This is a genomic window from Paraburkholderia sp. RL17-347-BIC-D, from assembly GCF_046027915.1.
Taxonomy (GTDB): domain Bacteria; phylum Pseudomonadota; class Gammaproteobacteria; order Burkholderiales; family Burkholderiaceae; genus Paraburkholderia.
The window spans coordinates 192,850-213,348 of record NZ_JARESS010000004.1; the positions used below are offsets into that span (position 1 = coordinate 192,850).

The window sequence follows — 20,499 nt, forward strand, 5'->3', positions numbered from 1 at the left end:
TCGAGGAGTCCCGCTTGATGAGCCATTCTGAAGGCCATATTGTTTTACTCGCGCCCATGACCGGTCCGGTCGTGCCGCTCGCGAACGTGCCCGACCCTGTGTTTTCGGGCGGCATGTTCGGCGACGGCATCGGCATCGATCCGCTCGAGGGCCGACTCGTCGCGCCGTGCGACGGTACCGTCACCCATCTCGCGCGCACCGGTCACGCCGTGACGCTGGCCACGGCCGAAGGCGCCGAAATTCTGCTGCATATCGGTATCGATACGGTCGAACTGAACGGCAAGGGCTTTGCGCCGATGGTCGCTCAAGGCGCTCACGTGCGCGCTGGCGATGTGCTGATCGAATTCGATCAGGATCAGGTCGCGCTGAATGCGCCGAGCCTCGTGTCGGTAATCGCGATCGCCAATTCGGATGCGTTCGAGATCGTCGAACGTGTGCAAGGCGGCTTGCTGAAGGCGGGTGAAACGCCGCTGCTGGTGCTGCGTGCGCGCGGCGGCGCGGCGGCCGAGGCCTCGCGCCAGGCGAGTGCAACGAACGTGACGGAGGAAGCGCGTCAGCAGGTCACGCTGGTTCACGCAGGCGGTCTACATGCACGCCCGGCGGCGCGTGCACGTGAAGCGGCACGCGGCTTCGACGCACGCGTCGAAGTGCGTTACGAAGGACGCAAGGCGGCGATCGAAAGCGTGGTCGGTTTGCTGGGCCTCGGTGCAGGCGAAGGCGCGACCATCGAGTTGCTCGGCGTCGGTCCGCAAGCAAAAGCTGCGATCGAAGCGATCGCGCATGAATTGACGCGCGAAGCGCACGGCGAAGTCGAAGAAAAACCGGCGCGCCAAAGCTCGCCGGCGCCGCAAGCCGTTGCGCGTCCGGCGGGCGAACCGCTCGCGCCGAATACACTCGCCGGCGTCTGCGCGGCGCCGGGCGTCGCGGTCGGCAAGCTGGTGCGCTGGGACGACGCGGACATCGATCCGCCCGAAAAAGCGAACGGCACGTCGGCTGCGGAGAGCCGCTTGCTCGACAAGGCGATTGCCACCGTCGATGCGGACCTCGGCACGACCGTCCGTGACGCCTCGCAACGCGGCGCGGTTGGCGAAGCGGGCATTTTCGCGGTGCATCGCGTGCTGCTCGAAGATCCGACGCTGCTCGACGCCGCGCGTGATCTGATCAGCCTCGGCAAGAGCGCCGGTTTTGCGTGGCGCGAAGCGATCCGCGCACAGATCGCCATCCTGACGAATATCGAAGACGCGTTGCTCGCGGAACGCGCCGCCGATCTGCGCGACATCGAGAAGCGCGTGCTGCGCGCGCTGGGTTACACGAACGCCGCGGCGCGCACGTTGCCGGAAGAAGCCGTGCTAGCGGCTGAAGAGTTCACGCCGTCCGATCTGTCCACGCTGGATCGCTCACGTGTCACCGCCTTGGTGATGGCGCGCGGTGGCGCGACCTCGCACGCGGCGATTCTCGCGCGTCAGGCCGGCATTCCCGCGCTGGTGGCAGTCGGCGACGCGTTGCATGCGATTCCCGAAGGCACGCAAGTGGTAGTGAACGCCACGACCGGCCGCCTCGAATTCGCGCCGACCCAACTCGATGTCGAGCGCGCGCGCTCGGAGCGCACTCGCCTCGCCGATGTGCGCGAAGCGAATCGCCGCACCTCGCAGCAAGCAGCAGCCACGTCCGATGGCCGCGCGATCGAAGTGGCGGCGAACATCGCCACGCTCGACGACGCGAAGACCGCCGTCGAAAACGGCGCCGATTCCGTCGGCCTGTTGCGCACCGAACTGCTGTTCATTCACCGCGCCGCTGCGCCGACCACGGACGAACATCGTCAGAGCTACCAGGGAATCGTCGACGCATTGAGCGGCCGCACCGCGATCATCCGCACGCTGGATGTCGGCGCGGACAAGGAAGTCGACTATCTGACGCTGCCGCCCGAACCGAATCCCGCGCTCGGCTTGCGCGGCATCCGTCTCGCGCAAGTGCGCCCGGATCTGCTCGACGATCAGTTGCGCGGCCTGTTGGCGGTGCAGCCGCTCGGCGCCGTGCGCATCCTGCTGCCGATGGTGACCGACGTCGGCGAATTGATCCGTATCCGCAAGCGTATCGACGAATTCGCGCGCGAGTCGGGCCGCACGGAGCCGATCGAAGTCGGCGTGATGATCGAAGTGCCGTCGGCGGCGCTGCTTGCCGATCAACTGTCGCAACACGCGGATTTCCTCTCGATCGGCACCAACGATCTGACGCAATACACGCTCGCCATGGACCGTTGCCAGGCCGACCTCGCCGCCCAGGCGGACGGCTTGCATCCGGCTGTGCTGCGGTTGATCGCGGCCACCGTGCAAGGCGCGAACAAGCACGGCAAATGGGTCGGCGTGTGCGGCGCGCTGGCGGGCGACCCGCTCGCCGTGCCGCTGCTGGTCGGCCTTGGCGTGACCGAGCTTTCGGTGGATCCGGTGTCGGTGCCGGGCATCAAAGCGCGGGTGCGCAACCTCGATTATCAGCTGTGCCGTCAACGCGCCCAGGATGCCCTGGCGCTCGAATCGGCGCAGGCGGTAAGAGCAGCAAGCCGCGAAACCTGGCCTTTGGACTGAACCCCATACGGTCCGCAGCCAGCTTCGCTCAGTCATTACTCGTAGCTACAAAACTCAACGACGCCGTTTAATCACGGCGTTCAACAAAGAGACAAGGATTGGAGGTGTCAATGGATGGGAATCCGTTTCTGAAGATTCAGCGGCTGGGACGCGCGCTGATGCTGCCGATTGCGGTGCTGCCGGTTGCCGGCCTGCTGCTGCGCCTCGGTCAACCCGATGTGTTCAACATCAAGATGATCGCCGACGCCGGCGGCGCGATCTTCGACAACCTGCCGCTCTTGTTCGCGATCGGCGTGGCGGTCGGCTTCGCGAAAGACAATAACGGCGTGGCGGGTCTGGCCGGCGCGATCGGCTATCTGGTCGAAGTCGCGGTGATGAAGGACATCAACGACAAGCTCAACATGGGCGTGTTGTCCGGGATCGTGGCGGGTATCGTCGCGGGCTTGCTGTACAACAGATACAAAGACATCAAGCTGCCCGATTACCTCGCGTTCTTCGGAGGGAAACGCTTCGTGCCGATTGTCACAGGGGTGGTCTGCCTCGTGCTCGGCATAGCGTTCGGCTACGTGTGGCAACCGGTGCAAGCCGTGATCGATACGGCCGGCCACTGGCTGACCACCGCGGGCGCGCTCGGCGCGTTCGTGTTCGGCGTGCTGAACCGCTTGCTGCTCGTCACGGGTTTGCATCACATCCTCAATTCGCTGACGTGGTTCGTGTTCGGCACGTTCACGCCGCCGGGCGGCGCCGCCGTGACGGGCGACCTGCATCGCTTCTTCGCGGGCGATCCGACTGCGGGCACTTTCATGACGGGCTTCTTCCCGGTCATGATGTTCGGCCTGCCGGCTGCCTGTCTGGCAATGTTCCATGAAGCGCCGAAGGAGCGCCGCGCGCTGGTCGGCGGCCTGCTGTTCTCGATGGCGCTCACGTCGTTCCTGACGGGCGTGACCGAGCCGATCGAATTCAGCTTCATGTTCCTCGCACCGGTGCTGTACGTGATCCACGCGCTGTTGACGGGCCTCTCGCTCGCCATCTGTTCGGCGCTCGGCATTCACCTCGGCTTCACGTTCTCCGCTGGCGCGATCGATTACGTGCTGAACTACGGCCTGTCGACTCGTGGCTGGTGGGCGATTCCGATCGGTCTCGTCTACATGGTGGTGTACTACGGGCTGTTCCGCTTCTTTATCCGCAAATTCAACATGGCGACGCCGGGCCGTGAACCCGCTGCAGCCGATGAGCAAGTCGACTCGTTTGCTGCTGGTGGTTTCGTTTCGCCGGTCGCCGGTGCGGCTGTGCCGCGTGCGCAGCGTTATATCGCTGCTCTCGGTGGTGCGTCGAATCTGTCGGTGGTTGATGCTTGCACGACACGACTGCGTCTGTCGGTGGTCGATTCGAACAAGGTCTCTGAAAACGAACTGAAGACGATCGGTGCGCGTGGTGTGCTCAAGCGCGGGTCGACCAACGTGCAGGTGATCATTGGACCGGAAGCGGACATCATCGCGGACGAAATCCGCACGGTGATCGCGCAGGGTGGTGGTGAGGTGGTGAAGCCGGTGGCTGCTGCTGCGGCTCCGGCTGTGGCGGCTACGCGGGTTGCAGCTTCGGGTGCTCAAGGTAGCGGTCCGCTCGATCCCGATCCGCTGCGCTGGCTCGCCGTGTTCGGCGGCGCGGGCAACGTGGTGTCGCTTGATGCGGTGGCGGCCACGCGTCTGCGTATCGTCGTGCGGGATCCGTCGGCGGTTGATCGTCAACGTCTGGCGACGCTCGATACGGCGTGGATTTCTGCGGACACGTTCCATATCGTCGTCGGCGATGCGGCGCAGCGCTACGCTGAAAAGCTGGCAACGCGCACGACGCAAAGCGGCGGTGCAACGCCTTTGCCGGCATGACGTAGTGCTGAAGCAGGAGCGGCTCGCGCTGCTTCACCTCCAGTAGTCATGCAGCAATAAAAAAGCGGCACATTGAATCATTCAAGGTGCCGCTTTTCCGTTTACCGGCCCGTGGCCGGCACATGCTGTTTTAACGTCTCTTCTGTGCGCCGGCTTCCGACGACCGATGCGATTCCAGCCACATCACATTGATGATGCCGAACGCCAACGCCACGCCGATCCCGAGAATCCAACTGAAATACCACATCGCAAACTCCTGTTAAGCGTGTTGCGGATCAATACATCGTATGGTGATTTTCTTCGAGCGCGGCGGCGGTCACCTTGCCGCGCATCACGCGATACACCCAGCTCGTATAGATCAGGATGATCGGTAGGAAAATGATCACGGCGATCAGCATGATCTGCAGCGTCATGCGGCTCGAGGTCGAATCCCACACGGTGAGACTGCTGCGGCCGTCGAGCGAGGAGGGCATGATGAACGGGAACATCGAGAAGCCCGCCGTCAGAATCACGCCGATGATCATCAGCGAAGTCGACAGGAAGGCGCTCTTTTCGAAGCGCGAGCGCGCGAGCAACGTGGCCAGCACGCCGCCTACGAGACCGGCCACCGGCGCGCTCACCATCCACGGATAGTTCGCGTAGTTGGTGAGCCACAGGCCGGGTGCCCCAATTACGTTCTTCATCAACGGATTGGCGACCGTGTCGAGCGGCGGGGCGTCGATCACCTGATAGCCGCCGATCATCGTGGAGATCAGCGCGCCGGCGATCAGGAACAGCACCAAGCAAGAGAGCGCAGCGATCCGCAGCGCCAGCGAAGCGCGCTCGGCGACGATGTCGTCCGCTTTCATCTTGACGAAGGCGGCGCCGTGCGCGGTCAGCATCGAGACGCTGACGAGGCCGCACAACACGGCGAATGGGTTGAGCAGCGCGAAGAAGCCGCCGTGATAGGTGACGCGCAGGTCGGTGTCGAACGAGAACGGCACGCCTTGCAGCAGGTTGCCGAACGCGACGCCGAACACCAGCGCCGGCACGAAGCCGCCGACGAATAGCGCCCAGTCCCACGCCGTGCGCCAGCGCGGGTCTTCGCGTTTGCTGCGGTAGTCGAAGCCGACCGGCCGGAAGAACAGCGAGAACAACACCAGCAGCATCGCGAAATAGAAACCGGAGAACGACGCCGCGTACACCAGCGGCCACGCGGCGAACATCGCGCCGCCCGCCGTGATGAGCCAGACCTGATTGCCTTCCCACGTCGCGCCGACCGTGTTCACGACGATGCGCCGCTCGGCGTCGGTCTTGCCGATGAACGGCAGCAGAATCGCCGCGCCCATGTCGAAGCCGTCGGTGAGCGCGAAGCCGATCAGCAGCACGCCGATCAGCACCCACCAGATCAGTTTGAGGGTTGCGTAATCCATGATGATCTTTTCCCTTGAGGCTCAGTGGCGGCGAATCATGCGGCCGTGTTGGTCGGCAGCGGCTGATTCAGCGGCTGTTGTTCGTGGTGATAGCGGCCCGTATGCAGCGACGAGGGACCGAGCCGCGCGTACTTGAACATCAGCATGATTTCGATGATGAACAGCACCGTGTAGAACACCACGAAGCCCGCGATACTCAGATACAGGTCATTCGGTGTCAGGCTCGAGGCCGACAGGTTGGTCGGCAGAATGCCCGCGATGGTCCACGGTTGACGGCCCACTTCAGCGACAATCCAGCCGAACTCGGCCGCGAGCCAGGGCAGCGGAATCGCCCACACGGCCCAGCGCAGGAACCAGCGGCGCTTCTCCAGCAACAACGAGCGCTGCGCGCAGAACCAGAACGCCAGCACGAAGGTGGCGAGGAACAGAATGCCGAGGCCCACCATCAAGCGGAACGAGAAGAACACGGGTGCCACAGGCGGGATCGTTTTCTTCGCGGCCTGGGCGATCTGATCCGGCGTGGCGTCGGTGACGTTCGCGGTGAACTGCTTGAGCATCAGGCCGTAGCCGAGATCCTGCTTGTGCGCGTCGAAGTCGGCTTTGGCTTCGTCGGTGATATCGCCTTGCTTCAGTTTCTGTAGCGCGGCGTAGGCGAGCATGCCGTTTTTGATGCGCTCTTCGTTGCGCGCCATCAAATCCTTCAGGCCGACCACGGGTTCATCGAGCGAACGCGTGGCGATGAGGCCTAGCGCGTAGGGAATCCGGATAGCGTAATCAGTGCGCTCTTCCTTCTGATTCGGAATCCCGATGATCGTGAACGGAGCCGGCGCGGGCGCGGTTTCCCATTCGGATTCGATCGCGGCCAGTTTGACCTGTTGGACTTCGCCGGTGCGGTAGCCGGATTCGTCGCCGAGCACGATCACGCATAACGTAGACGCCAAACCGAAGCCGGCGGCAATCGCGAACGAGCGCAATGCGAATTCAGTGTCGCGGCGCTTCAGCAGATACCACGACGACACGCCAAGCACGAACATCGACGCCGTCACATAACCGGCCGACACGGTATGCACGAACTTGACTTGCGCGACCGGATTGAACAGCACGGAGAAGATGCTGTCGAGCTCCATGCGCATGGTCTGATAGTTGAAGGTAGCGCCGACCGGATTGTTCATCCAGCCATTGGCCACCAGAATCCACAGCGCCGACAGGTTCGAGCCGAGCGCCACGAGGAACGTGACGAACACATGCTGGGTCTTCGAGAGCCGGTTCCAGCCGAAGAAGAACAGGCCGACGAAGGTCGATTCGAGGAAGAACGCCATCAACCCTTCAACCGCGAGCGGCACGCCGAAAATATCGCCGACATAGTGCGAGTAATACGACCAGTTTGTGCCGAACTGAAATTCCAGCGTGAGGCCGGTGGTGACACCCATCGCAAAGTTGATGCCGAACAGCTTGCCCCAGAACTGGGTCATGTCCTTGTAGATCTGCTTGCCGGTCATCACATAGACCGACTCCATGATGACGAGCAACCAGGACAGGCCGAGCGTGAGCGGGACGAACAGAAAGTGGTAAAGCGCGGTGATGGCGAACTGGAGGCGCGACAGTTCTACGACTTCGCTAACGGGCATGTTGATCACCTTGGGACGGATGCGAGGCAGGCACGGACAACAGCGCCTGCGCGACTTGCTCAGGCGGCAGCGACATGTGCTCCGCCTGTGGATGATTGAAGAACGTGTACTTGAGCGCCATCAGCAGTACGAATTTGATAGCGAGGACGATGGCGATATCCCGCGCCAGCGTCGGACCGCGCACCCAGCCGTGGAACCGTTTGCGCAGGCTCGGGCGGCGGGTGGTGCTGCGATTGAGGGCTGTGGTCATGATCGGTAGAAGGCAACTTCACACCGGTGAATCCGGCTGGCGCCAGGCCGCTTGGGCGGTTTGGCGAGTGCATCCCGATTCTAGGAGTAGAACCTCGCGCGCAACAGTTCGGCGCTGCGGCATTGGGTCGCGAGACTTGCCCCGTTCAAGCAGTATTGCTATCTGGTTTGTGATACGTCAAGAAACGCGTGTTGCTCGGTGATGTTCTTGCGTCAGTGTGCGCGTGCGCGAAAACACCGCGGCGTGGGCGAAAAAAAGCCCCGCCGTCTTGCGAGGGCTGGGCTTGGCGGCTGAATACCGCGCGCCGGACGAACCGGCATGCAGACAATCTTCAAGCTTTACGCGTATTCGGTCAGTGCACCGCGCATCTTCTTCATTGCGCTTGCCTCGATCTGGCGAATACGTTCGGCGGACACACCGAATTCGTCGGCCAGTTCGTGCAGCGTCGAACCGCCCGAACCGTCGTCTTCCACTTTCAGCCAGCGTGCCTCGATGATGCGGCGGCTGCGGGCGTCCAGTGCGTCCAGCGCGCTCGCGATACCGTCGCTTTGCAGCTTGTCGCGCTGACGCGAAGCCAGCACGGCGGTCGGCTCGCTATGGGAGTCGGCCAGATAGGCGATCGGCGCGTACGACTCTTCGCCGTCCTCGACCTGCCCTTCCAGCGCGATATCGCCGCCCGAGAGGCGCGTTTCCATTTCGGACACTTCTTCGCGCTTCACATTCAGCTCTTTGGCGAGACCTTCGATCTCGTCCGGCGTGAACGCGCCCAGCCCTTGCTTGTGGCTGCGCAGGTTGAAGAACAGCTTGCGCTGCGCCTTGGTCGTGGCGACTTTCACCATCCGCCAGTTGCGCAGAATGTATTCGTGGATCTCAGCCTTGATCCAGTGCATGGCGTACGACACGAGGCGCACGTTCTGCGCCGGGTCGAAGCGCTTCACGGCCTTCATCAGGCCGATATTGCCTTCCTGGATCAGGTCGGCGTGCGGCAGTCCATAGCCCAGATAGTTGCGCGCGATCGATACGACCAGCCGCAGGTGCGACAGGACGAGACGGCGCGCGGACTCTAGGTTGTCCTGCTCGCGAAATTCGGTGGCGAACTGGCGTTCTTCCGCCGGCGTCAGCATCGGAATCCGATTTACGGCCTGGATGTAGGCGTCGATATTGCCCAGTTGACCGGGCAGCAGCGAGGAATGCGAGAGCGCCAGTGCACCTGCCGAAGCGGCCTTAGCCGACGACGGGCTCAAAGTACTCGGAAGGGTCATTGCATGGCTCACGTAGGAAACTCCTTTGGAATCAGACAAAAGCTTATTCAGGTAACGACTCCAGCGTTGGATGTTAGCACTCTGAATTGCCGAGTGCTAATACTTAGAGGCTGTAGGGGCATCCAAGTTCCGTAAATTCCTATTGAAATTCACGATTCAATAGCCATGGTACGCCTCCCTCGGCTTCTTTGCTCGGAGCGTAGAACTTACCTAACAGATCGCCTTCATTGTTATAAATGACCGACTTTTGCTGGTTTTGAGGTGACTAATTGCGGAAAGACGGGTTTCTTCATACGATCCACTAAATTGAGATTGTCTTTACAATACGCAAAACGGTTAAGGATTGTTCAACGTTCGGCGGAGCTCGGGTGTTAGATGAACAACAAGAAGAATGCTTTGCGTGGTCTGGCTCTAAATATCACGGCTGGCGCCGTGCTGGTGGGAACTTCAGGATGGGCTTCGGCGGACCAGTTTGGCGTGCAGGTGGCCGGCGGCCTCGGCGATCGCCACGTCAAGAAATTCGACCTCGGTTTCGTCTGGGACCCGGATCTGACCTGGTGGCAGATCGGTGATTGGCATTTCTCGCTGATCGGCGAAGCGCACGTGGCCTGGTGGCACACCAACGAAGGCAATGTGCACGACAACATCGGCGAAATCGGCGTGACGCCGATCATCCGCTTCATCAAGGGGTCGGGCTCGATCCGCCCGTACGCCGAACTGGGCGCGGGCATCCGGCTGCTGTCGAGTCCCCGGATTTCTTCGACCTTCACATTGGGCACTGCGTTCCAGTTCGCCGACATGGCCGGCGTGGGCATGCAGTTCGGCAGCCACCAGCAGTACCAGGCAGGCTATCGCTTCCAGCATATTTCCAACGGCGGTATCAAAGAGCCGAATCCTGGTATAAATTTCCACCAGCTATATCTGCAATATAACTTCTGACGACCGTGGCCACGTTCGGCTCACCGGTGCGAGGGGCTGAGCGATGGCGGCAAAGATAATCGAAGCGGTTCGCGAACTCGAGCGAGAGCGTTTTCGCGCGATGGTCGACGGCGACGGGCAATCGCTCGACACGCTGCTCGCGGACAACGTGAGCTACGTTCACACGAACGGCAAGCGGGAAACGAAACGGCAGTTCATCGATGGGATTACCGCGGGCCGCCGCCGCTATCGGCAGATCGAGATTCAGTCGCAAGAGGTGCTGCCGGTCGGGCGCGAGACCTGCGTCGTGACCGGCCGGGCGCTGATCGAAATGGAAGCCAATAACGGAGCGCTGCTGTTTCCGATCGCCTACACGGCGATCCATACGCAGGAAGACGGGCGATGGCGCCTGATTGCCTGGCAGGCAACGCGTTGCGCAATCGAGTGAGCCTTTTGAGCTCACTGTTTCCGGGCTGGCCGCGCCTTGTGAGCGGGTTGCTCCGGCTGACGCGGGCACGCGGGTAGCGCGCTTGTGCGTCGGTTTTTGCGTCACTCGCCCTGATTCTCAGGCAGCGACGCTTTCCTCATCCACACCGCTCCACTCGCGACGATCGGCCGCACCGGCTTCGGCCACTTCCGGCTCATGCGCCGCGACGCCTTGTCGCTCCCCGCTTTTCGCTCGAATGACCGCATCGCCCGCATACGGATGCCGCGGATGCACCGGCAACTGATTGCAGCGCTCCACGACGCGCCGGACCGCCTCGATATCCGAGAAATCGAGCCCGGTATCGACGCCTTGCGCAGCCAGATTCATCGCCAGCGTCACGAGATCGACGTTGCCGGTGCGCTCGCCATTGCCGAACAGACAACCTTCGACGCGGTCCGCGCCCGCCAGCAGCGCCAGTTCCGCGGCGGCCACCGCGGTGCCGCGATCGTTATGCGGATGCACCGACAGCACGATGCTGTCGCGATAGCCGAGATTGCGGTGCATCCATTCGATCTGGTCGGCGAATACGTTCGGTGTCGCCGCTTCCACGCTCGCGGGCAGGTTGATGATCATTTTGTGATCGCGCGTGGGCCGCCACGTCTGCGCCACCGCGTCGCACACCTCGCGTGCAAACGGCAGTTCGGCCGCGTTGAAAGTTTCCGGTGAGTACTGGAAGGTCCAGTGCGTGCCGGGTCGCGCCTGCGCATGCTCCTTGATGATCTGCGTGCCTGCCACGGCCAGCGCTTTGATTTCGGCCTTCGACTGGTTGAACACGATCCGGCGAAACGACGGGCAGATCGCGTTGTACAAGTGCACGATGGCGCGCGGCGCGCCTTCCAGCGCCTCGAACGTGCGCGCGATCAGTTCCGCGCGCGACGGCATGAATACCTCGATGGTCACGTCGTCGGGAATGCGCTTTTCTTCGATCAGCTTGCGGACGAAATCGAAATCCGTTTGCGACGCCGACGGATAGCCGACTTCGATTTCCTTGAAGCCGATCGCGACCAGCATCTCGAAGAACTCGAGCTTTTGCGCCGCGTTCATCGGCTCGATCAGCGCCTGATTGCCGTCGCGCAGATCGGTGCTCATCCAGACCGGCGCCTGGTCGATCGTGCGGCTCGGCCATTTGCGGCCGGTCAGCCGCACGGTGGGGAAGGGGCGATATTTTTCAGCGGGATTTTGCAACATGGTGAGCCTCGTTCGTTGTGTCGCATGCGAAAGGATGTGGCGTCGAGCGGTTGGCGGACTGCCACGGGTGCACGGGCCGCCAGCCGGGGGCTAGCGGCAACAACGAACGGGCGCGAACGAACAGCGTCATCGTGACGGCGAAAACGGACGTGGATAAAGCCCATGCGGCGTGCATTTGATCCTCGCGCTTCGTCCGCGCGATAAACGGACGAATGCAAACGACTACAGGTTGTGAAGAACTACGCTTAGGGGGTGAAACGGAACAACGGAACTGCTGGAGAGACCGCGCTTCGAGCAACCTGAGCTGCCAACGCGCGGCGCTACGCCTGACTTACGCTAGGCGTAGCGATAGGGGCCGCGCTAGGCGGCCGGAGGTAATTCGGAGGGTGTTCGGAAGGGAACGCATGGGTCTAATGTATGACGGCGCGTCGCGGCGTGTCAACCCGCGCAGGTCGCAGCGGGCGACGGCAAGCGCACCGCAGCGCTTACGCCGAGGCGGTTACGCCGGCATTCTCGCGACGTCCACGATCAGTTCGACCTGCCGTTCGATCGCGCTCGGCACGGGCGCTTCGCCGCGCAATACGGCGCTGATCCAGGCCGCTGTCGTCGGCGCGTCTTTAGCCTCGGGCAAGTCCACTTCCGGCGCATCCGGCGACGAGCGTTCATGCGGCACGCGCGTTTCGCAGACGCCGTCGTGCAACCAGTCGACTTGCACCTGGCGCCGCGTATCGGCCACCGCTTCGCCTTCTGTGCCGCGCGCAAGCAGCGCGCCGCCGGCGGCCGCGTCCGGATGCGTGTTGAACAGTTGCGTGAGGCTGTCGCGATACGGCGGGTGGGTGTAGTTGACGAGGCGCAAACCCGCGGGCGCGAACGGCTGCAGGATTTTCACCAGCGTGTGCGTCGAGTTACGCACGCCCATGCGCCGGCGCAGCGCAAGCAGCCGCGCGAGCTTCGGCGCGAGCACGCCGATCGGAGCAAACGCAAGGCGGTGCTCAGCGAGACCGTCTTCGATATCGGCGTGCGATCGCGCGTGCGGAATTTGCAGATGCGTGAAGATCTCCGCGCTCGTCACGCGGCCCGGATCTTCGGTGACGCCATGCACCAGCACCGGCACGCCTTCGCGCGCCAGCAGCAGGGCGAGCAGCGGCACCAGATTCGGCTGCTTGCGCGCGCCGTTGTAGCTGGGTATCGAGACGGGCCGGAACGTGCCGTGCGGCAGATGAACCGGCTCGAACGACGCATGCGCGCCGGCCAGCATTGCGGCGAGTTCGTCGGCGGTTTCGCCCTTCACGCGGTACGCGAGCAGCACCGCGCCGAGTTCGAGCTCGGCCACGCGGCCGTCGAGCATGGCGGTGTAAAGCGTGCGTGTATCGTCGGCGGTCAGCGCGCGGGCGCCGTTCGGGCCGCGGCCGATTTCCTTGATGAAGCGGGCGCAGGGGAAGGGATTGACGGTGTCGGCGGAGTCGGTCATCGGGCGCAGTGGGACGTGTTGACGTGCCGCCTCGGAGCGGTCGGCCACGGTATTCAGGAGACGCTATTGAGTGTGAGTATCGCATCTATGGCGATCCCGCGAGACAGCGCGCCCGCGATGCCGGCCGCACCGGTTCATGCCGAACGGGCGCGCGCGGCGCTTTGTCGCGCGTTACACTCGATGTTTTATTGTCGCGCTGGCGGCACACATCAAGAAACGGAGAACGGGATGAGTTACGTATTTGCACCCGCACCGGTGGTCGCGGTGCCGGTTGTGGGGTCCAGCGAGCAGTTCGCGGTGCGTCGCATCTACTGTGTGGGCCGCAACTACGAGGCGCATGCGCGCGAGATGGGACACGATCCCGACCGCGAACCGCCGTTCTTCTTCGCCAAGCCGGCCGATGCCGTGTTGTACGTCGCGCCCGGCGCCACCGGCGAGTTTCCCTATCCGTCGCAGTCGAAAAACGTCCACTTCGAGATGGAAATGGTCGCGGCGATCGGCAAGGGCGGCAAGAACATTCCGGCCGAGAGCGCGCTCGACCACGTCTACGGTTACGCGCTCGGTCTCGACATGACGCGCCGCGATCTGCAGGCCGAAGCGAAGAAGCTGGGCCGTCCCTGGGATACCGCGAAGGGCTTCGATCACTCGGCGCCGCTCGGTCCGATTCACCCGGTCACGACCGTCGGCCATGTCGACAAGGGCGCGATCTGGTTGTCGGTGAACGGCGACGAAAAGCAGAACTCGGACGTGTCGCAACTGATCTGGTCGGTGGCCGAGACGATCGCTTATCTGTCGACGCTGTTCGAACTGCAACCCGGCGATCTGATTTTCACCGGCACGCCGGAAGGCGTCGGCGCAGTCGTGCAGGGCGATCTGATGAAGGGTGGCGTGGACGGGCTCGGCGAGCTCAGCGTGCGCGTCGTCTGACGGCCAGTTGGGGGAGACAGACAACATGAAGCTCTACAGCTATTTCCGTAGCTCGGCGTCCTATCGCGTGCGCATCGCGCTGAACGTGAAGAATCTGCCGTACGACTACGTGCCGGTGCACCTTGTGCGCGACGGCGGCGAGCAGTTGAAGCCCGAATACCGCAAGGTGAATGCGGACGGGATCGTGCCGACCTTCATCGACGGCAATGACGTGATGCCGCAGTCGCTCGCGATCATCGAGTATCTGGAAGAGACGCATCCCGAGCCGCCGCTCCTGCCCGCGACGCCGGCCGATCGCGCATATGTGCGTGCGCTGGCGTTGCAGGTGGCGTGCGAGATCCATCCGCTGAACAATCTGCGCGTGCTGAAGTATCTGAAGCACACCTTGTGTCTCGACGACGATGCCAAGGACGCCTGGTACCGTCACTGGGTGGAAGCGGGTTTCGCGACGTTCGAAACGCATCTGGCGGGCGATTCGCGCACCGGCAAGCTGTGCTTCGGCGATACGCCGACCGTCGCCGATACCTGTCTGATTCCGCAGGTGTTCAACGCGCAGCGCTTCAAGGTCGACACGGCGAAGTTTCCGACCATCCAGCGCATCTACGATCACGCGATGCAACTCGACGCGTTTGCCCGCGCGGCGCCCGGCGCGCAACCGGACGCTGAGTGACCTGTCCTGATCCGGCAGGCGGGATGCAAAAAGGGCACTCCTCGGAGTGCCCTTTTTGCTGCTTTAGCCGCGGACGCTGTTTGGGGTTCAGCCGCCCAGCAGTGCGTCGGAAAACTCTTCCGCGCTGAACGGCTGCAAGTCCTCGACCTTCTCACCGACACCGATGAAATACACGGGAATCGGACGCTGCCGCGCGATCGCGGCCAGAATGCCGCCCTTCGCCGTGCCGTCGAGTTTGGTGACGATCAGGCCGGTGAGGCCGAGCGCGTCGTCGAAAGCCTTCACTTGTGCGAGCGCGTTCTGGCCGGTGTTGGCGTCGATCACCAGCAGCAGTTCGTGCGGCGCGCCGTCTTGCGCCTTGCCGATCACGCGCTTCACCTTGCGCAGTTCTTCCATCAGATGCAGCTGGGTCGGCAGGCGGCCAGCCGTGTCCGCCATCATCACGTCGATCTTGCGCGCGCGCGCGGCGCCGACCGCGTCGAAGATCACCGCCGCCGGGTCGCCGCTTTCCTGCGACACCACGGTCACGTTGTTGCGCTGACCCCAGATGGCCAGTTGCTCGCGCGCGGCGGCGCGGAACGTGTCGCCCGCGGCCAGCAGCACCGACTGGTCGAAACTCTGCAGATGCTTGGCGAGCTTGCCGATGCTGGTGGTTTTGCCCGCGCCGTTGACGCCGGCGATCATCATCACGAGCGGCTGCGCGCGGCCGAGCATGAGCGATTTTTCCAGCGGCTTGAGCAGGTCGACCAGCAGCGTGCGCAGCGCCGCTTTGACCTGCTGGGGATCGGCGAGGCGCTCGGTGCGCACTTTTTCGCGCAGCGCTTCGAGCAGGAATTCGGTGGCGTCGACGCCCGCGTCCGACATCAGCAGCGCGGTTTCGAGTTCTTCGTACAGGTCTTCGTCGATCTTCGTGCCGACGAAAATGCCGGTCAGGTTCGAACTCGTCTTCGACAAGCCGGTCTTCAGACGCGTCAGCCAGGAGCGTTTCGCGCCTGCGTCCGGCAGCGGCGGCGGCACGATTTCGACGGTTTCCTCGAAGGCGAATGCTTCCGGCTCGGGTTCGGGCTCGATCGCGGACGGAGCGGCCACGGGTGGCGTCTCGACGCGAACCGGCGCATCGGCTGGGCGCGGGGCAGCCGGCGCGACGGGCGCAGGCGCCTCCACGGCGGCGTCAAGCGTCGAGCCTTCTGGCGCTGTTTGCGACTCTTCTGGCGCGTTATCGGACTCTTTCGAACCCTTGAATCGTTTGAAAAAGCTGAACATGATCTGGCGTGGTGAGAGCGCGCGCCGATGCGCGCAGCCGGCATAAGACCGGCGGGAGCGGCAGGCAGCGTTGCGATGCGGGATGCAAGGCGCTGGAAGCCGCACATTTTATCAGGCGCGCCGCCGCCCGTCGTATCGGCCGAAAGGCCAGGCTGGACGCGGGGCGTCGCTGTGGTAACGTTGGCGCTCCGGCCCGCACGTGTCGACGTTGCGGGCGCCTTCATCACGTAATCGAAACTGCATGCCCCGTTCAGCACCTTCACGCGCCCACGGCGCTTCGTCCAAAGGCGGCAAGCCGCACGCCATCCGTATCATCGGCGGCGACTGGAAGCGCACGCCTTTGCCCGTGCTCGACCTCGACGGCCTGCGCCCCACGCCCGATCGCGTGCGCGAGACGCTGTTCAACTGGCTCGGCCAGAATCTGGACGGCCAGCGCTGCCTCGATCTGTTCGCCGGCAGCGGCGCGCTGGGCTTCGAGGCGGCGTCGCGCGGCGCGGCACGAGTCTTGATGGTGGAGCGCAATGCGCGGGCCGCCAGCCAGTTGCGCGCGAATCAGGAACGCCTGTCGGCGCGCACGATCGAAATCGCTGAAGCTGACGGTTTGCGCCTCGCCGCGAGTCTCGCGCCCGGTTCGTTCGACGTCGTATTTCTCGACCCGCCGTTCGGCGACGATCTGCTCGGCAAAGCGCTCGCGCTGGCGGTGCCGCTCGTGAGCGCGGACGGATTTCTGTATGTTGAAGCGGGCGAGGCGCTCGAACTCGATGAGAACGAGACGCTCGCCGGGTGGGAAATCGTGCGGCAAGGTAAAGCGGGCGCTGTCCACTTTCATTTGCTGCAGCGCGAAAATAAGGAATAATGCGCGTTCCAAAACAAGCGCCGGGCGGTTTGCCGTCACGGGCGCGGTCGGTGCCAAATGCGTCGCGTGGACGCTTTGACGTGCCCCTTTGTCTGAAGAGAGGAGAAGTCTCATGGTAGTCGCCGTGTACCCGGGCACGTTCGACCCGCTGACGCGCGGTCACGAAGACCTCGTTCGGCGCGCGTCGAGCATTTTCGACACGCTGGTGGTCGGCGTTGCCGACAGCCGCAACAAGAAGCCGTTTTTCACCCTCGAAGAGCGCCTCGACATCGCTCACGAAGTGCTTGGGCACTATCCGAACGTTCAGGTGATGAGCTTCAAGGGGCTGCTGAAGGATTTCGTGCGCACCAATAACGCGCGGGTGATCGTGCGCGGGCTGCGCGCCGTATCGGACTTCGAATATGAGTTCCAGATGGCCGGCATGAATCGCTATTTGCTGCCCGACGTCGAAACCATGTTCATGACGCCGTCCGATCAATACCAGTTCATCTCCGGCACGATCGTGCGTGAAATCGCGCAACTCGGCGGCGATGTCAGCAAGTTCGTGTTCCCGTCGGTCGAAAAATGGCTGACCGAAAAGGTCGCCGCGATGGATCCGGCTAGCGGCGCGTCGGCGGGACAGCCGTAACCGGCGTAAACTGTCGGTTTGACGGATCAAAGCTGGCTGCGGCCGGCGTGAAGTGAGAGAAGTATGGCCTTGATGATTACCGACGAGTGCATCAATTGCGACGTGTGCGAGCCCGAGTGCCCGAACGACGCAATTTCGATGGGCCCGGAAATCTACGTGATCGACCCGAAGAAATGTACCGAGTGTGTCGGGCATTTCGACGAGCCGCAGTGTATTCAGGTGTGTCCGGTCGAGTGCATTCCACGCGACCCGGACCATCTGGAGACGCCCGATGGCTTGATGGCGAAGTACCACGCGCTGCAGGCTGCGAAGGGCGCGTGAAGTACGGAGTCTAAAAAACGGCGAGGCTTTTGGCCTCGCCGTTTTTTTGGCGGCAACGCTTTGCGCCGTGCTATCCGACGTATGCGCTGAAGATCTCGCGCAATGCGTCCAGCAGAATGTCGCATTCGGCGTCGGTGCCGACCGAGATGCGCAGATGCTGGTCGATGCGCGGCGCCTTGAAATGGCGCACGAAAATCTCCTTTTCCCTCAGTCGCAGCACGAGCGTTGCGGCGTCGTAGCCTTCGTGACGAGCGAACAGCAGATTTGCCGCCGACGGCACCACCTCGAAGCCCAGCGCCGTCAACCCCGCGGCCAGTCGCTCGCGGCTTGCAATGACCTTGGCGCGGGTGTCGCGAAACCACGCGTCGTCTTCGTATGCCGCCGTGGCCGCGACTTGCGCCAGGCGGTCCAGCGGATAGGAGTTGAAACTGTCCTTCACGCGGTTCAGCGCGCCGATCAATTCCGGGTTGCCGAACGCAAAGCCGATGCGCATTCCCGCCAGAGAACGGGATTTCGACACAGTCTGAACGACCAGCAGATTCGGATAGCGGTCGATCAGACCGATAGCCGATTCGGCGCCGAAATCCACGTAGGCCTCGTCGATCACCACCACGGAATCGGGATTGCTCGCCACCAGGCGCTCGATATCGGCGAGCGGCAGCGGACGTCCGGTCGGCGCGTTCGGGTTCGGAAACAGGATGCCGCCATTCGGCGACACGTAATCGTCGACGTTGATCGCAAAGCTGTCATCGAGCGGGATGGTCCGGTAGTCGACTTCGAAAAGTCGCGCATACGTCGGGTAGAAGCTGTAGGTGATGTCCGGGAACAGCAACGGTTTGTCGTGCTTGAGCAATGCCTGGAACGTGAGCGCGAGCACTTCGTCCGAGCCGTTGCCCGCGAACACCTGTTCAGCGCGGATGCCGTGGTACGCGGCAACCGTTTCGCGGAGCTTTTGCGCGGTCGGATCAGGATAGCGACGCAGCGATTCGGCGGCGTCGCCCAGTTCCTGCCGGATCGCCTCGAGTACGCGCGGCGACGGCGGATACGGATTCTCGTTGGTATTCAGCTTCACCGGATGCGCGACCGCGGGCTGTTCGCCCGGCACATATGGCGTCAGACGGTGAACGATGTCACTCCAATAGCGGCTCAAGCGATTCTCCTGTGTTGACCGGAGTTTGCGCTTTAGCGCTTAGTCCGGTCCCATGCAACATAGTTGCGCGAAGACGGTACAGCGAATATCGATTCCAGCGGGCATTCTACGGATTGCGATGCAGTTGCATCATCGCGCGTTCCAACTCGCCCTTGATGATTTGCGGCATGACGGCGAGCCCGCGCTCGATCGACGCATCGATCACGTCCTGCTCTTCGCGCCGCGGCGGCTTCAGCACGTAATTGGCGACGTCGGGCTTGGCGCCGGCGCGCGCACTTTCGGGAATCAGGTCTCGCGGATGGCCAATGCCAATCCGCAGCCGCCAATACTGTTGCGACGACAAATGCGCGGTGATGTCCTTGAGCCCGTTGTGGCCGCCGCTGCCGCCACCGAGCTTCAGCTTGACGCTGCCGGGCGGCATGTCGAGTTCGTCGTGCGCGACCAGGATTTCGTCGGGGAGAATCTTGAAGAACTGCGCAACTGCCACGACCGATTGGCCCGAACGGTTCATATACGTCTGCGGTTCCAGCAGATGCACTTCTTCGCCGTGAAGCCGTGCTTTGGCATAGAAACCGTGGAAACGCCGCTCGTCGCGCAGCGTCGCGCCTGCTTCGCGCGCCAGTTGATCGACCAGCCAGAAGCCGGCGTTGTGGCGCGTCGCGGTGTATTCGGCGCCCGGATTGCCGAGGCCGACGATCAGCTTGATCATGATTGCGTAGGTCCATCTGGCTCAGCAGCCGAACGCAGCCGAGCCGAAAAAAACCGAAAAAAAACCCGCCGGGGCGAACCTCGGCGGGTCACGTCGACCGTTTCATTGAAACGGATCGAGAGGATTTCTTGCTCTTCGCGTGAGGCGCCCTTAAGCAGCCGGCGTTTCGCCTTCGCCTTCAGCAGCGGCGGCTTCGCCTTCAGCGATTGCGCCAGCCGGGATCGTTGCAGCTGCGACCACCGGGTTTTCTGCTTCGACGTGAGCAACCAGCGACACACCTGCCGGCAGCTTGATGTCCTTGGCGTGAACCGAGTGACCCGCTTCGATCGTCGCCAGATCAACTTCGAGGAATTCCGGCAGTGCCGACGGCAGGCACTCGATTTCGATTTCGTTGATAACGTGCGAGATCACCGCGCTCGACAGCTTCACTGCCGGGTTCGATTCTTGGTTCATGAAGTGCAGCGGCACCTTGGTGTGCAGCTTCTTCTTCGCGTCGACACGTTGGAAGTCCACGTGCAGCACGAGCTGACGGAACGGGTGGTATTGCACGTCGCGCAGCAGAACCTGTTGCGACTTGCCTGCCACTTCCAGATCGAGGATCGACGAGTGGAAAACTTCTTTCTTCAGCGCGTGCCACAGCGCGTTGTGGTCCAGTTCGACCAATTGCGTTTCAGCACCAGCGCCATATACGATGCCCGGGGTCTTGCCCGAGTTACGCAGGCGGCGGCTCGCACCCGTACCTTGCAAAGAACGCTCGAAAGCGACTACTTTCATTTTGAATCTCCAATGCACTGCCCGCGACCAGGCAGTAAAAACGGGGCCTCCAAGCCAGATGGCTGAGGCCCCAGAGCTGCGGCACGAACCTTCGTTCGTTCATGCCGATTGTGCAAA

The 20,499-nt window shown here is 62.9% G+C and carries 19 protein-coding genes and 1 pseudogene; 9 read left to right on the plus strand and 11 right to left on the minus strand.

Annotated features, from left to right (window positions below; all coding sequences use genetic code 11):
• The first annotated feature begins 17 nt into the window (after positions 1 to 17).
• Positions 18 to 2,582: a phosphoenolpyruvate--protein phosphotransferase gene (gene ptsP / locus P0D96_RS08220; RefSeq protein WP_408284165.1), complete on the plus strand. Its 2,565-nt coding sequence runs from the start codon at positions 18 to 20 to the stop codon at positions 2,580 to 2,582.
• 110 nt (positions 2,583 to 2,692) lie between these two features.
• The gene (gene nagE / locus P0D96_RS08225) at positions 2,693 to 4,468 is read left to right on the plus strand and encodes an N-acetylglucosamine-specific PTS transporter subunit IIBC (RefSeq protein ID WP_408178266.1); all 1,776 of its coding nucleotides are present in this window, start codon (positions 2,693 to 2,695) and stop codon (positions 4,466 to 4,468) included.
• Between the two features lie 130 nt (positions 4,469 to 4,598).
• On the opposite strand, the gene cydX is transcribed toward nagE, so the two are convergent.
• The 5 genes from cydX to rpoH all read right to left on the minus strand — a co-directional run bounded on the left by cydX (position 4,599) and on the right by rpoH (position 9,032).
• Positions 4,599 to 4,715: a cytochrome bd-I oxidase subunit CydX gene (gene cydX, locus P0D96_RS08230; RefSeq protein ID WP_408178267.1), complete on the minus strand. Its 117-nt coding sequence runs from the start codon at positions 4,713 to 4,715 to the stop codon at positions 4,599 to 4,601.
• A gap of 28 nt (positions 4,716 to 4,743) precedes the next feature.
• Positions 4,744 to 5,880: a cytochrome d ubiquinol oxidase subunit II gene (gene cydB / locus P0D96_RS08235; RefSeq protein ID WP_408312894.1), complete on the minus strand. Its 1,137-nt coding sequence runs from the start codon at positions 5,878 to 5,880 to the stop codon at positions 4,744 to 4,746.
• Positions 5,881 to 5,915: 35 nt separating this feature from the next.
• Positions 5,916 to 7,508 (minus strand): cytochrome ubiquinol oxidase subunit I, encoded by a 1,593-nt coding sequence (locus tag P0D96_RS08240; RefSeq protein WP_408178269.1) that lies wholly within the window; start codon positions 7,506 to 7,508, stop codon positions 5,916 to 5,918.
• On the minus strand, positions 7,498 to 7,758 hold the full coding sequence (gene cydP / locus P0D96_RS08245; RefSeq protein WP_408178270.1) for a cytochrome oxidase putative small subunit CydP: 261 nt from the start codon (positions 7,756 to 7,758) through the stop codon (positions 7,498 to 7,500). The genes P0D96_RS08240 and cydP overlap by 11 nt, the downstream gene beginning before the upstream one ends.
• 338 nt (positions 7,759 to 8,096) lie before the next feature.
• On the minus strand, positions 8,097 to 9,032 hold the full coding sequence (gene rpoH, locus P0D96_RS08250; protein ID WP_408312897.1) for an RNA polymerase sigma factor RpoH: 936 nt from the start codon (positions 9,030 to 9,032) through the stop codon (positions 8,097 to 8,099).
• A gap of 363 nt (positions 9,033 to 9,395) precedes the next feature.
• Here rpoH and P0D96_RS08255 point away from each other — a divergent pair, with 363 nt between their 5' ends.
• Together P0D96_RS08255 and P0D96_RS08260 are read left to right on the plus strand one after the other, a co-directional pair.
• The gene (locus P0D96_RS08255; RefSeq protein ID WP_132376134.1) at positions 9,396 to 9,959 is read left to right on the plus strand and encodes an acyloxyacyl hydrolase; all 564 of its coding nucleotides are present in this window, start codon (positions 9,396 to 9,398) and stop codon (positions 9,957 to 9,959) included.
• Between the two features lie 43 nt (positions 9,960 to 10,002).
• Complete coding sequence (locus tag P0D96_RS08260) at positions 10,003 to 10,386, plus strand: nuclear transport factor 2 family protein (RefSeq protein ID WP_132376133.1); 384 nt, start codon at positions 10,003 to 10,005, stop codon at positions 10,384 to 10,386.
• Between the two features lie 186 nt (positions 10,387 to 10,572).
• Here P0D96_RS08260 and P0D96_RS08265 read toward each other — a convergent pair.
• Positions 10,573 to 11,613 (minus strand): annotated as a pseudogene (locus tag P0D96_RS08265) (2-isopropylmalate synthase); the annotation flags it as partial.
• A 499-nt stretch (positions 11,614 to 12,112) separates the two neighbouring features.
• Positions 12,113 to 13,084, minus strand: coding sequence for a DNA-binding protein YbiB (gene ybiB / locus P0D96_RS08270; RefSeq protein ID WP_408178271.1), 972 nt, complete (start codon positions 13,082 to 13,084; stop codon positions 12,113 to 12,115).
• A gap of 228 nt (positions 13,085 to 13,312) precedes the next feature.
• Here ybiB and P0D96_RS08275 point away from each other — a divergent pair, with 228 nt between their 5' ends.
• The gene (locus tag P0D96_RS08275; RefSeq protein ID WP_342960137.1) at positions 13,313 to 14,011 is read left to right on the plus strand and encodes a fumarylacetoacetate hydrolase family protein; all 699 of its coding nucleotides are present in this window, start codon (positions 13,313 to 13,315) and stop codon (positions 14,009 to 14,011) included.
• 25 nt (positions 14,012 to 14,036) lie between these two features.
• On the plus strand, positions 14,037 to 14,681 hold the full coding sequence (gene maiA, locus P0D96_RS08280) for a maleylacetoacetate isomerase (RefSeq protein ID WP_408178273.1): 645 nt from the start codon (positions 14,037 to 14,039) through the stop codon (positions 14,679 to 14,681).
• Positions 14,682 to 14,768: 87 nt separating this feature from the next.
• On the opposite strand, the gene ftsY is transcribed toward maiA, so the two are convergent.
• On the minus strand, positions 14,769 to 15,944 hold the full coding sequence (gene ftsY, locus P0D96_RS08285; protein WP_408284173.1) for a signal recognition particle-docking protein FtsY: 1,176 nt from the start codon (positions 15,942 to 15,944) through the stop codon (positions 14,769 to 14,771).
• Between the two features lie 241 nt (positions 15,945 to 16,185).
• On the opposite strand from ftsY, the gene rsmD reads away from it, so the two are divergent.
• The 3 genes from rsmD to P0D96_RS08300 all read left to right on the plus strand — a co-directional run bounded on the left by rsmD (position 16,186) and on the right by P0D96_RS08300 (position 17,749).
• Positions 16,186 to 16,800 carry a 16S rRNA (guanine(966)-N(2))-methyltransferase RsmD gene (gene rsmD / locus P0D96_RS08290; protein ID WP_132376128.1) on the plus strand — a complete coding sequence of 205 codons (615 nt, stop codon included), beginning with the start codon at positions 16,186 to 16,188 and terminating at the stop codon, positions 16,798 to 16,800.
• A gap of 112 nt (positions 16,801 to 16,912) precedes the next feature.
• A complete protein-coding gene (gene coaD, locus P0D96_RS08295) occupies positions 16,913 to 17,428 on the plus strand; it encodes a pantetheine-phosphate adenylyltransferase (protein ID WP_012431643.1) in 516 nt (171 codons plus the stop codon).
• 63 nt (positions 17,429 to 17,491) lie between these two features.
• Positions 17,492 to 17,749, plus strand: a complete 258-nt coding sequence (locus P0D96_RS08300; RefSeq protein ID WP_012431644.1) for a YfhL family 4Fe-4S dicluster ferredoxin — start codon at positions 17,492 to 17,494, stop codon at positions 17,747 to 17,749.
• 70 nt (positions 17,750 to 17,819) lie between these two features.
• On the opposite strand, the gene hisC is transcribed toward P0D96_RS08300, so the two are convergent.
• From hisC to P0D96_RS08315, 3 genes are all read right to left on the minus strand, one after another.
• On the minus strand, positions 17,820 to 18,899 hold the full coding sequence (gene hisC / locus P0D96_RS08305) for a histidinol-phosphate transaminase (protein WP_408284176.1): 1,080 nt from the start codon (positions 18,897 to 18,899) through the stop codon (positions 17,820 to 17,822).
• A 106-nt stretch (positions 18,900 to 19,005) separates the two neighbouring features.
• Positions 19,006 to 19,608, minus strand: a complete 603-nt coding sequence (pth, locus tag P0D96_RS08310; protein ID WP_132376126.1) for an aminoacyl-tRNA hydrolase — start codon at positions 19,606 to 19,608, stop codon at positions 19,006 to 19,008.
• 150 nt (positions 19,609 to 19,758) lie between these two features.
• A complete protein-coding gene (locus P0D96_RS08315) occupies positions 19,759 to 20,382 on the minus strand; it encodes a 50S ribosomal protein L25/general stress protein Ctc (protein ID WP_132376125.1) in 624 nt (207 codons plus the stop codon).
• Positions 20,383 to 20,499 lie beyond the last annotated feature (117 nt).